At 68.3% G+C, this 14,056-nt stretch carries 12 protein-coding genes; 7 read left to right on the forward strand and 5 right to left on the reverse strand.

All coding sequences use genetic code 11. The features are described 5' to 3' along the window. The 4 genes from VGC18_RS03365 to VGC18_RS03380 form a co-directional block, all read right to left on the reverse strand. The coding region (locus tag VGC18_RS03365; RefSeq protein WP_331094221.1) for an ABC transporter permease at positions 1-1,058 on the reverse strand (1,058 nt) is incomplete at its 3' end. Next, on the reverse strand, positions 1,055-2,569 hold the full coding sequence (locus tag VGC18_RS03370; RefSeq protein ID WP_331094223.1) for an ABC transporter ATP-binding protein: 1,515 nt from the start codon (positions 2,567-2,569) through the stop codon (positions 1,055-1,057). The genes VGC18_RS03370 and VGC18_RS03365, both read right to left, overlap by 4 nt. Before the next feature lie 134 nt (positions 2,570-2,703). Next, positions 2,704-3,840, reverse strand: coding sequence for a BMP family ABC transporter substrate-binding protein (locus tag VGC18_RS03375; RefSeq protein WP_331094225.1), 1,137 nt, complete (start codon positions 3,838-3,840; stop codon positions 2,704-2,706). Positions 3,841-4,048: 208 nt separating this feature from the next. Further along, positions 4,049-5,170, reverse strand: a complete 1,122-nt coding sequence (locus tag VGC18_RS03380) for a mannose-1-phosphate guanylyltransferase (RefSeq protein WP_331094227.1) — start codon at positions 5,168-5,170, stop codon at positions 4,049-4,051. 130 nt (positions 5,171-5,300) lie between these two features. Between VGC18_RS03380 and VGC18_RS03385 the strand changes: the two genes are divergently transcribed. From VGC18_RS03385 to VGC18_RS03405, 5 genes are all read left to right on the forward strand, one after another. Further along, positions 5,301-6,470, forward strand: coding sequence for a glycosyltransferase family 1 protein (locus VGC18_RS03385; RefSeq protein WP_331094229.1), 1,170 nt, complete (start codon positions 5,301-5,303; stop codon positions 6,468-6,470). A 275-nt stretch (positions 6,471-6,745) separates the two neighbouring features. Next, a complete protein-coding gene (gene sdhC / locus VGC18_RS03390) occupies positions 6,746-7,081 on the forward strand; it encodes a succinate dehydrogenase, cytochrome b556 subunit (RefSeq protein WP_414672850.1) in 336 nt (111 codons plus the stop codon). Next, on the forward strand, positions 7,081-7,530 hold the full coding sequence (locus tag VGC18_RS03395; RefSeq protein ID WP_331094231.1) for a succinate dehydrogenase hydrophobic membrane anchor subunit: 450 nt from the start codon (positions 7,081-7,083) through the stop codon (positions 7,528-7,530). Before sdhC ends, VGC18_RS03395 begins: the two co-directional genes overlap by 1 nt. After that, positions 7,530-9,350, forward strand: coding sequence for a succinate dehydrogenase flavoprotein subunit (gene sdhA, locus VGC18_RS03400; RefSeq protein ID WP_331094233.1), 1,821 nt, complete (start codon positions 7,530-7,532; stop codon positions 9,348-9,350). The genes VGC18_RS03395 and sdhA overlap by 1 nt, the downstream gene beginning before the upstream one ends. Continuing rightward, a complete protein-coding gene (locus tag VGC18_RS03405; protein ID WP_331094235.1) occupies positions 9,350-10,105 on the forward strand; it encodes a succinate dehydrogenase iron-sulfur subunit in 756 nt (251 codons plus the stop codon). The genes sdhA and VGC18_RS03405 overlap by 1 nt, the downstream gene beginning before the upstream one ends. A 368-nt stretch (positions 10,106-10,473) precedes the next feature. Here the strand turns inward: VGC18_RS03405 and ptsP are convergent, their stop codons facing one another. Continuing rightward, positions 10,474-12,117 carry a phosphoenolpyruvate--protein phosphotransferase gene (gene ptsP / locus VGC18_RS03410; protein WP_331094237.1) on the reverse strand — a complete coding sequence of 548 codons (1,644 nt, stop codon included), beginning with the start codon at positions 12,115-12,117 and terminating at the stop codon, positions 10,474-10,476. Between the two features lie 79 nt (positions 12,118-12,196). Between ptsP and VGC18_RS03415 the strand changes: the two genes are divergently transcribed. Together VGC18_RS03415 and VGC18_RS03420 are read left to right on the forward strand one after the other, a co-directional pair. Then, complete coding sequence (locus VGC18_RS03415; RefSeq protein WP_331094238.1) at positions 12,197-13,159, forward strand: YihY/virulence factor BrkB family protein; 963 nt, start codon at positions 12,197-12,199, stop codon at positions 13,157-13,159. A 9-nt stretch (positions 13,160-13,168) separates the two neighbouring features. Continuing rightward, the gene (locus VGC18_RS03420) at positions 13,169-14,017 is read left to right on the forward strand and encodes an exodeoxyribonuclease III (protein WP_331094240.1); all 849 of its coding nucleotides are present in this window, start codon (positions 13,169-13,171) and stop codon (positions 14,015-14,017) included. The last annotated feature ends 39 nt before the right edge of the window (positions 14,018-14,056 follow it).

The raw sequence follows: 14,056 nt of genomic DNA on the forward strand, positions 1-14,056 counted from the left end.
TCGAAGCCGAGGCCGGCGTCGAAGCCCGAGCCGAAGCCGCCCGGCGTGCTGGCGAGCACCTGATTGACGCCGACGAGGCCGACGAGGCCGCCGGCGAGCGCCATCCCGTAGACGTACATGCGCTCGACGCTGATGCCGGCAGTGCGAGCGGCCTTCGGGTTCTCGCCGACCGCACGGAAGCGGAATCCGAGGCTCGAGCGGCTCATGAGCCACCCGTAGAACAGCGTGGCGGCGATCGCGATCACGAAGGCCCAGGTGACCGGGTAGCGGACGCCGAACAGCAGCGGCAGCTGGGCGTGCTCGGGGATCGGCGGCGACTTCGGATTCGCCGTCCCCGGCGCCTGCAGCGCGCCCGGGGTGCGCAGCAGGAAGCTGATGAGGTAGAACGCGACGTAGTTGAGCATGATCGTGACGATCACCTCGTGCGCGCCCGTGCGCGCCTTGAGCAGGCCGACGATGCCGGCCCAGACCGCGCCTCCGACGACGCCGGCCGCGGCCGCGGCGATGAGCGCGAGCGGGAACGGCATCGGGAACGACCAGGCCACCCAACCGGCGAAGGCGCCGCCGATGAGGATCTGCCCCTGGCCGCCGATGTTGAACAGACCGACCCGGAACGACAGGGCGACTCCGAGTCCGGCCAGGATCAGCGGCGTCCCGTAGAACAGTGTGTCGGTGAGCGGCTTGATCCCGGAGAAGAAGCTCAGCGCCCTGAAGTTGTAGATCGCGCCCTGGAACAGGGCGGAGTACGCGCCGGAGACAGTCGTCCAGATGGCCTGGAAGGTATCAGCAGGTCGCGAGAAGAAGTATCCGGACGCCGCCTGGACATCCTTGTTCGTCAGCACGATGAGGATCGCCCCGACGAGCAGCGCGAGCACCACGGCGAGGATCGCGATGAGCACGTTGCCGGATGCGATGTCCCGCATCGCGACGGTCAGGCGCGATCCGAGATCGTCGCCCTTCTTCTCCTCCGGTGGCGGAGTCGCCGGGGTCTGACCAGGCTCGAGTTCGCTCTCCTCCGGAGAGCCCGTCGCCTGAAGGGGGATCTGCGCGTCGCTCATGCCGCCACCTCCACGGGACGTTCGCCGGCCATCATGAGGCCCAGTATCTCGCGGGAGGTGGTGCTCGGCACGATCCCGACGATGGTTCCGCGGTACATGACCGCGATGCGGTCGGCGAGAGCGACGACCTCGTCGAGCTCCGTCGAGACGACGATGACCGGGGTGCCCGCATCCCGGGTCGCAACGATGCGGGTATGAACGAACTCGATCGAGCCGACGTCGAGTCCACGGGTCGGCTGGGCGGCGACGAGGAGCCGCAGGTCCCTGCTGAGCTCCCTGGCAAGGACGACCTTCTGCTGGTTTCCGCCGGAGAGCCTGCCCGCGTGGGTGCCGATGCCCTGGGCCCGGATGTCGAACTCGACGACCTTGCTCTCCGCGAACTCGGCGAGCAGGCCGCGCTGCACGGTGCCGCCCTTGACGAAGGGCCTGCCCTCCGACCGGTCGAGCATGAGGTTCTCCGCGATGGTGAACTCCGCGACCAGGCCGTCCTCGGTGCGGTCCTCCGGCACGAAGCCGACCCCGGCATCCAGCACGGAGCGCACACTCGCCCGCCGCAGCTCCTTGCCATCGAGGCGGATGGATCCGGTCACGTGCGGCTGCAGGCCGAGAAGGGCCTCGGTGAGCTCCGTCTGGCCGTTGCCCTGGACCCCCGCGATCGCCAGGATCTCCCCGGTGTGCACCTCGAAGCTCACGCCGTTGACCACGAGCTGGCCGTGCGGGTCGACGACCGAGAGACCCTCGACGACGAGCGCCGCAGCGCCGGGTGTCGCCGGTGTCTTGCGAACCGTCAGTTCGACGGAACGCCCGACCATGAGCGAGGCGAGTTCCGTGTTCGTCGCCGTCGGGCTGGCCTCGCCGACAACCTTTCCCAGGCGGATGACCGTGATGCGGTCGGCCACCTCGCGGACCTCTCGCAGCTTGTGGGTGATGAAGACGATGGAGGTGCCCGCCTCCTTGAGCTGGCGCATGATGGCCATGAGCTCGTCGGTCTCCTGCGGGGTGAGCACCGCGGTCGGCTCGTCGAAGACGAGGACCTTCGCGTCGCGGGAGAGGGCCTTGATGATCTCGACCCGCTGCTGCACACCGACGGGGAGGTCGCCGACCACGGCGTCGGGGTCGATGTCGAAGCCGAAGCGGCGTGAGATCTCGCGCACCTGCGCGCGGGCCGCCGAAAGATCGAGCCTGCCGCCGAAGCGGGTCTGCTCGTGGCCGAGCATCACGTTCTCGGCGACGGTGAAGACCGGGATGAGCATGAAGTGCTGATGCACCATGCCGATGCCCGCGGCCATGGCGTCGCCCGGGCCGGAGAAGTGCTGGACGTCGTCGTCGAGCAGGATCTCGCCCTCGTCGGCCTGATAGAGGCCGTAGAGGACGTTCATGAGGGTGGACTTGCCCGCGCCGTTCTCGCCGAGCAGGCAGTGGATTTCGCCGGGCTCCACCGTGAGGTCGATGTGATCGTTGGCGACGAGCGCGCCGAACCTCTTGGTGATGCCCCGGAGTTCGAGCTTCATGTTTCCCAATCTATCCGGCCGTGAGCTTCGGGAACGGGCGGAACGAGGATGGTGGACCGTAACGGGCTTAAGAGCTTAAGAAGGTCGGGGAGACCAGCAGCGCTGGCCTCCCCGACCGTGGTGGAACCCGGTGCCTACTTGTTCAGGTAGGACGAGACCTTGATCTTGCCGCTGATGATGTCGGCCTTGATCGAGTCGAGCTCCTTCTGCAGGCCGGGGTCGACCTTCGACGCGAAGTCGTGGAACGGGGCGATCCCAACGCCGTCGTTCTTCAGCGTGCCGACGTAGGAGGTGCTGTCGAACGTGCCCGCCTTCTGCTTGGAGGTCGCCTTGACGACGTCCTGTACGGCCGGGTCGATGCCCTTGAGGACCGAGGTCAGGTACAGGCTGTCGTAGGTCGGGAACGTGTTGAACACGTCGGCGTCCGCACCGAGCAGCGCGATGTCCTTCTTCGAGTCGGTGATGGCCGCGCCTGCGCTCTGGAAGATCGGGCCGCCGACCGGGAAGATGACGTCCGCACCCTGATCGATGATCGTCTGCGCCGTGCTCTTCGCGGTGTCGTTGGCGTCGAATCCGCCGGTGAAGGATCCGGTCTGGGTGTCGGGGTTCCATCCGACGACCTTGACGTCCTTGCCCTTCTGCTGGTCGAAGTACTTCACGCCGTCGGCGAAGCCGTCCATGAAGATCGTGACGGTCGGGAACTGCAGGCCGCCGAAGGTCCCGACGATGCCCGACTTGCTGTAACTGGCCGACGCGTAGCCCGCGAGGAACGCGGCCTGGGCGGTGTCGAACAGGATGGGCTTGATGTTCGGAGCGTCGACCTTGCCGTCGCCGATGTCGTTGCCCTTGTCGTCCTTGGCCCCGGAGTTGTCGGCGGCGTCGTCGATGATCGCGAACTGGACGTCCGGGTTGGCCTTCGCCGCCGTGACGGTCGCCGCGGAGAGATTGAAGCCGACCGTGATGATCAGGTTGCAGCCCGCGGAGACGAGGCTGTTGATGTTCGGGGCATAGTCGCTGTCGGAGTCGGACTCGACGTGCTTCTCCTTGGAGCCGATCGCCTTGGCCGCGGTCTGAAGCCCCTCGAGGCCGAGCTGGTTGAATGACTTGTCGTCGAACCCGCCGAGGTCGGAGACCATGCAGGGAAGGAAGTTGGATTTTTTGCTGCCTGAGCCGCTGTCGGTGCTCGGCGCCGTTGCACAACCGGCGAGCAATGCTGCCATGCCGGCCATGGCAAGGCCGCTCAACACGGCCTTACGTGAGGTGATTCTCAAGGTGTCCTCCAAGGGATACCCCGGCAGCGGTTGCCGAGGCCATAGTGGTGTACAGGTTACCGAATGCTACGGGGCCGCCTCGGCGCACTCGTCGGCGGGTGGCCAATGGTTACAAAGATGCGACGACCAGGAAATGTTGCAGAAATAATCAGGGCGCCCGAACGACCGGTCTGCCCCTCCCGACGGGGGGGGGCTTCGGCGGCGGCGATCACAGCACGTCGTTGCGCCCGGAGAGCTTGAGCGCGTCGACGACGGCCTTGACCCGCTGGGCGTTGGCGCTCGTGGTGACCAGCAGGGCATCCGGAGTGTCGACGACGACGATGTCGGTCACCCCGATGAGCGAGATGAGCCGGCCGCTCTGGGCGATGACGACGCCGCTCGACGCGTCGGCGAGCACCCTGGCGTTCTCGCCGAGGATGGCCAGGTCGGACTTCCGGCCGCCGGCGTGCAGCTTCGCGATCGCCGCGAAGTCCCCGACGTCGTCCCAGTCGAAGTCGCCGGGGACGACGGCGAGGCGTCCGGCCCTGGCGGCCGGCTCGGCGACCGTGTAGTCGATCGCGATCTTCTTCAGCCCCGGCCAGACCCTGTCGACGACGGCGCCACGGCGGGGAGTGTCCCAGGCCTCCGCGAGCGCCGTCAGGCCGGCCAGCAGCTCCGGCTCGGTCTCGCCGAGCTGTTTGAGCAGCACGTCGGCGCGGGAGATGAACATCCCGCCGTTCCAGAGGTAGTTGCCGTCGTCGAGATACCGCTGGGCGGTCTCCAGGTCGGGCTTCTCGACGAAGCTGTCCACACGCACCGCGCCGGGGGCCGCCTCGATGCCGAGGGTCCCGCTGCAGTGGATGTAGCCGAATCCGATCGCCGGCTCGGTCGGGGTGATGCCGATCGTCGCGATGTAACCGGCCTCCGCCGCCGCGACTGCCTCGACCACGGCACGCTTGAAGCCGCGCACGTCGCCGATCACGTGATCGGCGGCGAACGAGCCGACGATCACGTCCGGCTCGCGCCGCACCAGGATGGCGGCGGCCAGCCCGATCGCCGCCGAGGAGTCCTTCGGCTCGCTCTCCAGCACCACGTTGAGGTCGGCGAGCTCCGGCAGCTGCGCCTCGACGGCGGCGCGATGGGCGCGGCCGGTGACCACCATGATCCGGTCCGGCCCGGAGAGGGGGACGAGCCGATCCCAGGTGCCGCGCAGGAGGGTGCTGCCGGAGCCGGTGAGGTCGTGCAGGAACTTCGGCGCGTCAGCGCGCGAGAGCGGCCAGAGCCGCGAACCGATGCCGCCTGCGGGAATGATGCTGTAGAAGCGATCGAGGGGCCGGGATAACCGTGTCATCCCGCCAGACTAGCCAACCACACTGCCGACGAGACGTCATCTTCGCACCCCTCTCCCGTCATCCGCTATTCGCCGGGTCGCAACCTCCGTTCCTTAGCCTTCGAACGGTGGACCGGATCGGAGCCAGGACATGCGCGTAGCAGTGGTCAGCGAGAGCTTTCTCCCCACGCTCAACGGGGTGACGACGAGCGTCTGCCGGGTTCTCGAGCACCTGCGGGACCGGGGCCACGAGGCCATGGTGATCTCGCCGTCCGCCGGCGCCCCCAAGCACTTCGCCGGGTTCCCCATCCACGAGGTGCCCGCCTTCGCCTACCGCCAGTTCCCCGTCGGGCTGCCGAGCCCGCAGGTGCAGCGGCTGCTCGACGAGTTCAGCCCGGACGTCGTGCACGCCGCGTCCCCCTTCCTCCTCGGCGCGCAGGCCATCGCGGCGGCCGGTCGTCGCGACGTCGCCTCCGTCGCCGTGTTCCAGACGGATGTCGCCGGTTATGCCCGCAGGAACGGCCTGGGCGCCGCCACCCGGCTGGCCTGGCGCCTGGTGCGCTGGGTGCACGACGGCGCCGACCTCACCCTCGCGCCCTCCACCGCCTCCATGTCCGACCTCGCGGACGCGGGCATCGAACGGGTCAGACGCTGGGGCCGCGGCGTCGACCTCGAGACCTACCACCCGCGCAATCGGCTCGGGGCATCCACGCTGTCACTCCGGCAGCGGGTCGCCGCGGGCGGCGAGGTCGTCGTCGGCTATGTCGGCCGGATCGCCCCGGAGAAGCAGCTCGAACGGCTCGCGGCGCTCCGCGGGCTTCCGGGCATCCGCATCGTGATCGTCGGCGGCGGGCCGTCGATGCCCTCCGTCAAGCGCGCGCTGCGGGGCATGCCGGTGACCTTCTTCGGAACGCTGACCGGCGGCGAGCTCGCGGCCGCGTACGCGAGCTTCGACCTCTTCGTCCATCCCGGCACCGAGGAGACCTTCGGGCAGACGATCCAGGAGGCGCACGCGAGCGGCATCCCCGTCGTCGCCCCGCGTGCCGGCGGCCCGATCGACCTGGTGCGGGTCGGGGAGAACGGATACCTGTTCGAGCCGGACGACAACGCCTCGCTGCGAACCTTCGTCGAGGTGCTCGTGCGCGACGGGCAGTTGCGGCTGCGGATGGGCGAGGCCGGACGGCGCGCCGTGCTCGGCCGATCCTGGGACTCGATCTGCGGGGAGCTCGTCGGCCACTACCGGTCGGCGATCGCGAGCCGCAGGGACCTGGTCGCCGCGAAGCCAGTCACGAGGAAAGTATCTCGATCCCGAGAGAGTTAGGTGTACCTTGGCAGCGTCGGAGAGGGCGCGGGAATAGACTGATTGCCGTTCGCCCAAGCAATAGTTGCCCACCCCGAACAGCGTGCGCCGGACTCGACGCCCGCTGAGCGCAGTGCACACTGTGTGTTCGGGGCCAGACCAGCCAAGGAGGGTTGCTCGTGCCAGAGAAGTCGGCGGGGGCCCTGGCCGCATCCGAGCCAGACAAGACGCATCCGGTTCCCAGGATCTCCAGCCCGCGGGTCCCGCGAGGAACGCTGTACCGGGGGCGCGAGGGCATGTGGTCGTGGGTGCTGCACCGCATCACCGGGGTCGCGATCTTCTTCTTCCTGCTCGTGCACATCCTGGACACGTCGCTCGTCCGGATCAGCCCGCAGGCGTACAACGCGGTGATCAACACCTACAAGACGCCCATCATGGGCCTCGGCGAGGCGGCCCTGGTCGGTGCGATCGGCTTCCACGCCCTCAACGGCCTGCGGATCATCCTCATCGACTTCTGGAGCGTCGGCACCAGGCATCAGCGGCTGATCTTCTGGATCGTCGTGGCGCTCTGGGTCGTGCTCATGGCCGGCTTCCTCCCCCGTCAACTGTCCAACGTCATCGCGGAGTTCTGATGAGCGTCACCATCGAGGTCCCTCGCACACCGCAGTTCGCCCGCCGCCGGCGTCGCTTCAACATCGAGAAGTGGGGCTGGATCTACATGCGCGCGAGCGGGGTCGTCCTCGTCGTGCTCATCTTCGGGCACCTGTTCGTCAACCTCGTCGCCGGCCAGGGCGTCCGGGCGATCGACTTCGCCTTCGTCGGCGGAAAGCTCTCGCAGCCCTTCTGGCAGGTCTGGGACACCCTCCTGCTCTGGCTCGCCCTCATCCACGGCTCGAACGGCATGCGCACGATCGTCAACGACTACGCGAACAACGTGCTGCTCCGCCGCATCCTCAAGGGCGCGCTCCTCGCGTCGACCGTCGTACTACTCGTTTTGGGGACCCTCGTGATCTACACCTTCGATCCATGCCCGGCCGGAGCGCCGGCAGACCTGCTCGCCTCGTTCTGCCCGGTCAAGTAATGGGGACCGACGAGGAAGGCACCAGCTCCATCGTCGACGGTGTGCACTACCACCAGTTCGACATCGTCATCGTGGGCGCAGGGGGCGCGGGGATGCGCGCGGCCATCGAGGCCGGACCGCACGCCCGCACCGCCGTGATCTCCAAGCTCTACCCCACCAGGTCGCACACCGGTGCGGCGCAGGGCGGCATGGCCGCCGCCCTGGCCAACGTGGAGGAGGACAACTGGGAGTGGCACACCTACGACACGGTCAAGGGCGGCGACTACCTGGTCGATCAGGATGCCGCGGAGATCCTCGCCAAGGAGGCGATCGACGCGGTCCTCGACCTGGAGAACATGGGACTGCCGTTCAACCGCACCCCCGACGGCAAGATCGACCAGCGCCGGTTCGGCGGTCACACCCGCGAGCACGGCAAGGCACCGGTGCGCCGGGCCTGCTACGCGGCCGACCGCACCGGTCACATGATCCTGCAGACGCTGTTCCAGAACTGCGTGCGCCTCGGCATCAACTTCTTCAACGAGTTCTACGTGCTCGACATGGTCATGACGGAGGTGGACGCCGAAGACGGATCGCGCAGTGAGAAGCCGTCCGGCGTCGTCGCCTATGAGCTCGCGACGGGCGAGCTGCACGTCTTCCAGGCGAAGGCGATCATCTTCGCCACCGGCGGTTTCGGCAAGATCTTCAAGACCACCTCCAACGCCCACACCCTGACCGGGGACGGCGTCGGCATCATCTGGCGCAAGGGCCTGCCGCTCGAGGACATGGAGTTCTTCCAGTTCCACCCGACCGGGCTGGCGGGACTGGGCATCCTGCTCTCCGAGGCGGCCCGGGGCGAGGGCGCCATCCTCCGCAACGCGAGCGGCGAGCGCTTCATGGAGCGCTACACGCCGACGCTCAAGGACCTCGCTCCCCGCGACATCGTGGCCAGGTCCATGGCGACGGAGATCCGCGAGGGCAGGGGCGCCGGCCCGAACAAGGACTACCTCTACCTCGACATCACCCACCTGGAGCCCGCCGTCATCGACGAGAAGCTGCCGGACATCACGGAGTTCGCCCGCACCTATCTCGGCGTCGAGCCGTACACCGAGCCGGTTCCCGTGCTCCCGACCGCGCACTACGCGATGGGGGGCATCCCCACCAACGTCAAGGCGGAGGTGCTGCGCAGCAACACCGAGGTGGTCCCCGGGCTCTACGCCGCCGGTGAGTGCGCCTGCGTGAGCGTCCACGGCTCCAACCGCCTCGGCACCAACTCGCTGCTCGACATCAACGTCTTCGGCAAGCGCGCGGGCAACAACGCGGTCGAGTACGTCAAGACGGCCGAGTGGGTTCCGCTGCCGGAGGATCCTGCCTCCGGTGTGCAGCGCATCCTCGACCAGGTCCGCAGCGGCAACGGCACGGAGCGCATCGCGGCCATCCGCAAGGAGCTGCAGGACTCGATGGACCGCAACGCCCAGATCTTCCGCACGGAGGAGAGCCTCGGGGAGGTCACGAAGCTCATCGAGCAGCTTCGCGCCAGGTACAAGAACATCGCCCTGCAGGACAAGGGCAAGCGCTTCAACACCGACCTGCTCGAGGCGATCGAGCTCGGCTTCCTGCTCGATCTCGCCGAGGTGCTCGTCTACTCCGCCCGCTCCCGCAAGGAGAGCCGCGGCGGCCACATGCGCGAGGACTACCCGACGCGGGACGATGAGAACTTCCTGGTGCACACCATGGCGTACCTCACCGGCGACCCGGAGTCCGCGGAGGCGGGCGAGCACATCCGGCTCGACTGGAAGCCCGTCGTGATCACGAACTACCCGCCGATGGAGAGGAAGTACTAGTGAGCAACGCAGTTCTCGAGAACCGTCCCAGCGTGCCGGAGGAGGTCCCCACCTTCACCGCTAACCTCACCATCCGCCGCTTCGATCCCGAGGTGGACGAGGAGCCGCACTGGGAGGACTTCGAGGTCGTCATGAGCGGGACGGACAGGGTGCTCGACGCCCTGCACAAGATCAAGTGGGAGCAGGATGCGTCGCTGACCTTCCGCCGTTCCTGCGCGCACGGCGTGTGCGGCTCCGACGCGATGCGGATCAACGGCCGCAACCGGCTGGCTTGCAAGACGCTGCTCAAGGACCTCGACCTGTCCAAGCCGATCTACGTCGAGGCGATCAAGGGCCTGCCGCTCGAGAAGGACCTCATCGTCAACATGGATCCCTTCTTTGAGAGCTTCAAGGCGGTGCAGCCCTTCCTGATCGCCTCGAGCAAGCCAGAGAAGGAGCGCCTGCAGAGCCCGGTCGAGCGCGCGCGCTTCGACGACACGACCAAGTGCATCCTCTGCGCGGCCTGCACCTCGAGCTGCCCGGTCTTCTGGACGGACGGCCAGTACTTCGGCCCCGCCGCGATCGTCAACGCGCACCGCTTCATCTTCGACTCCCGCGACGAGGGCGCCGCGGTCCGCCTCGACATCCTCAACGACAAGGAGGGGGTCTGGCGCTGCCGCACCACCTTCAACTGCACCGAGGCCTGCCCCCGCGGCATCCAGGTCACCCAGGCCATCGCCGAGGTCAAGGCGGCCGTCCTCCGCGGCAAGCCGTAGGGTCCGGCCCGGTCCGTCGCGGGCTTCCCGTCACGCCTTCGCGTCGTCGCGTCGTCGCGTCGTCGTGCGCATAACTCCTGCAGAATTTCCTCCGGCGCCTGATCCGCCAGGGGAAAAGACGGTCGCGGCCGGGTCATGCGACAACGTGCAGGAGTTATGCGCAGCCGCGGCGCGGTCCAGGCCGCGGCACCGACAGTCGAACGGCCGGATGCCGAGCACCCGGAGCCGCCGGCCGCAGTGCGCATAACTCCTGCAGTTCTTCTCGGCGCCCGTCGAAGGCGCCGAGAGAACGGGCGGAATCAGGCCGCCGCCGGAGAACTGCAGGAGTTATGCGCAGCAGGCGTGGGCGTCTTGCCCGTCTCTGGGTCTCAGAGGGTCGAGCCGACCTTCCTCGCATCGGCGGCCGTGTGCGCCTGGAGGGCCTTGGCCGCCAGCTCGCGCGCCTGGTCCAGCGTGTACTTCGCCAGCTCCGCGCGCACGTCGGCGAACGCGGCCGGGGTCATGCTGAGGGTGGTCGCCCCGAGCCCGACGAGGATGACCGCCAGCTGCGGGTCGGCGGCCGCCTCACCGCAGATTCCCACCGGCTTGCCGTTTGCCGCACCGGCGTCGCCGATGAGCTTGATCAGACGCAGGACCGCCGGATGCCACGGGTCCTGGAAGTGCGCGACGGAGCCGAGCATCCTGTCGGCCGCCAGCGTGTACTGCGTGAGGTCGTTGGTGCCGATGCTCGCGAAGTCCGCGACCTGCAGCACCTGATCGGCGAGGACCGCGAGCGAGGGCACCTCGGCCATCACGCCGACGGTCTTCAGCCCGAGCTCCTTACCGAGGCTCACGAAGTATTCGGTCTCCTCGGTGTCGGAGACCATGGGTGCCATGACCCAGAGGTCGGCGTCCGTCTCCGCGTCGGCCTGCGCGAGGGCCGTGAGCTGATCGCGCAGGATCTGCTCGCTCGCCCGCAGCGCCCTCAGGCCGCGAAGGCCGAGCGCGGGGTTCTCCTCGTGGGCGTCGTTGAGGAAGCTAAGCGGCTTGTCGGCACCGGCGTCCAGGGCACGGACCACAACCTTCCTGCCGGAGAAGTGGCGCAGGAGCTCGGTGTACTGCGTGCGCTGTTCCTCGACGGTCGGCGCGGTCGTCGCCTCGAGGAAGAGGAACTCGGTGCGGAACAGGCCGACGCCCTCTGCACCCAGCTCGATCGCTGCGGCGGCGTCCTTCGGCGACCCCAGGTTGGCCAGCAGCGGGACGAGCGTTCCGTCCGCGAGCGCGCCGTCCGTGATCGGGGCCTTCGCCGCGGCGGCACGGTCCGCGATGCGCTTCTTGGCTTCGGCGATCTCGTCCTCCGACGGGGAGATGTACACGGTGCCCGCCGCGGCATCCAGGATCACGACCGTGTGGTCGACGAGGTCGAGCGCGCCGGTGACACCGACGATCGCCGGGATGGACTTCGACCGGGCGAGGATGGCGGTGTGGCTGGTCGGGCCGCCGTCGCGGGTGATCAGGCCGAGCACCTTCTCGAGGTCGAGCAGCGCCGTGTCGGCGGGGGCGAGGTCGGGAGCGACGAGGATGAACGGCTCGTCCGAGACGGGGACGCCGGGGGCCGCGACCCCACGCAGGTGGGCGATGACCCGCTGCGAGACGTCTCCGAGGTCGGTGGCGCGTTCCGCCATGAGGCCGCCGAGGCCGATGAGCATCTGCTGGAAGCCGGCGAAGGCCTCGAAAACGGCGCGTTCGCCGTTGGTCCCGGAATCGATGCGGGCGTTGACGTCATCGACGAGGGTCGGGTCCTGCGCCATGAGAGCGGCGGCCTCGAGCACGTCGCGGGCCGCGCCACCGGCCTTCGCCCCGCGGGCCTGGTACTCGGCGGCCACCGCCGTGAGCGCCTCGGCGACGCGGTTCTTCTCGTCCGCGGCGTCGCCGGAGAAGCCGGTCTGCTCCGGCTCCGGCAGGGGGTCGGGCATCCGCAAAATCGGGCCGGTGGCCACTCCTCGCCCTACTCCGATACCGTGCAAATCCATGGGTTTCCTTCCCTCGAGCTCGCTGCCTCGGCAACTCTACTGCTGCCTCATTAGGCTGGTCTGACCGGGAGGGGTGCGGATGCTCACGAAGATCAAGAGACTCTTCGCCCGCGCGCAGCAACTGCGGATCGCTAGGGTCTTCGGCCTCTATTCCCGCAAGAACGGGGCCATTCTCGCCGGCGGCCTGAGTCTGACCGCGCTCTACAGCGTTTTCGCGGCGCTCTATGTCGGCTTTGCCGTCTTCGGTCTGTTCATCGCCGCGGACACGCAGCTGAAGGACGCCGTCGTCTCCACGCTCTCGACCTCCGTTCCCGGCCTGATCAAGACGGAGAGCGGAGGGATCATCGACCTCGACGAGCTGTTCCGCTCCCGATTGCTGGGCTGGAGCAGCATCGTGGCACTCGTGGTGTTGCTCGGGACGGCGCTGAGCTGGTTCGCCTCCGCGCGGTCGGCGGTGAGGGCGATGTTCGACCTGCCTCCCGATACGACCTTCTTCCTCTGGCTGAAGCTCAAGGACCTCGGCTTCGTCGCCGCCTTCGGCCTGGTCACCGTCCTCTCCGCGGTGCTCTCGGTGTTCAGCACGAGCGCGCTCGGCTTCCTGTTCGACCTCGTGGGGATCGACCGCCACTCGGTGTTCGCGGTCGTCGTCGGTCGCGCGATCGGGCTGATCATCGTCCTGGTCATCGACACGGCCATCCTCGCCGGGTTGTTCCGGGTGCTGGCCGCCGTGCGCATCCCGTGGCGCCGGCTCATCACCGGCTCCCTCCTCGGCGGCATCGGCCTCGGCGTCTTGAAGGCGCTCGGGGCCACCATCGTTGGCGGCGCGGGCAGGAATCCGCTGCTCGCCTCCTTCGCCGTCATCCTCGGCCTGCTGGTCTGGTTCGGGCTCGTCTGTCAGGTCATCCTGCTGTCCGCGACCTGGATCGCGGTGGACATGACCGATCACGGGCAGGATGCGGCCGCCATGATGAGGAGGTCCGTCGTCACCCCGCCGCCCCGGCGGCTCCGTCCCAGGGCCCGCCCGGTCGGTGGCGGTCGATAAGCTTTTGACATGACGAAGCCACTGCGGATAGCGACGGTGAACACCAACGGAGTGCGTGCGGCATTCCGCAAGGGCATGGGCCCGTGGCTGGAGGGCCGTGGCATTGACATCCTCGCCATCCAGGAGGTGCGGGCCTCCACGGAGGACCTGGAGAACCTGCTCGGGCCGGAGTGGAACATCCTGCACGACGCGGCCACCGCGAAGGGCAGGGCCGGCGTCGCGCTGGCCAGCCGCGACAAGGCGTCCATCCACCGCGTCGCCCTCGGCGAGGACGAGTTCGACAGTGCGGGCCGCTGGCTCGAGGCCGACTACGAGGTCGATGGCAGGATCGTCACCGTCGTGAGCACCTACGTGCACTCCGGGGTCGCCGAGGACGAGCCGAAGATGATCGAGAAGTACAAGTTCCTCGACGCCATGACCGCCCGCCTGCCGGAGCTCGCCGCCCACTCCGAGCTGGCCGTCGTGCTCGGCGACCTCAACGTCGGCCACCGGGAGCTGGACATCAAGAACTGGCGCGGCAACCGCAAGAGCGCCGGCTTCCTCCCCCGCGAGCGCGCCTACTTCGACCGGTTCTTCGGCCCGCTGGGCGAGACCGTCACGGGGGTCGACGGCAGCACGGAGCCTGGTCTCGGCTGGGTGGATGTCGGGCGCCGGTGGGCAGGAGAGGTCGAGGGGCCGTACACCTGGTGGTCGCAGCGCGGTCAGGCCTTCGACAACAACACCGGCTGGCGCATCGACTATCACATGGCCACTCCGGCGCTTGCCGCGACCGTGAAGGACTACGTGATCGACAGGGCGAACACCTACGACGGGCGATGGTCGGACCACGCCCCGGTTGTCGTCGACTACGCCCTGTAGTCCGTTCGTCCCCGGCGACGCATCCGCGCCGCCATCGTT

The organism is Lacisediminihabitans sp. (assembly GCF_036404185.1).
Lineage (GTDB): Bacteria > Actinomycetota > Actinomycetes > Actinomycetales > Microbacteriaceae > Lacisediminihabitans.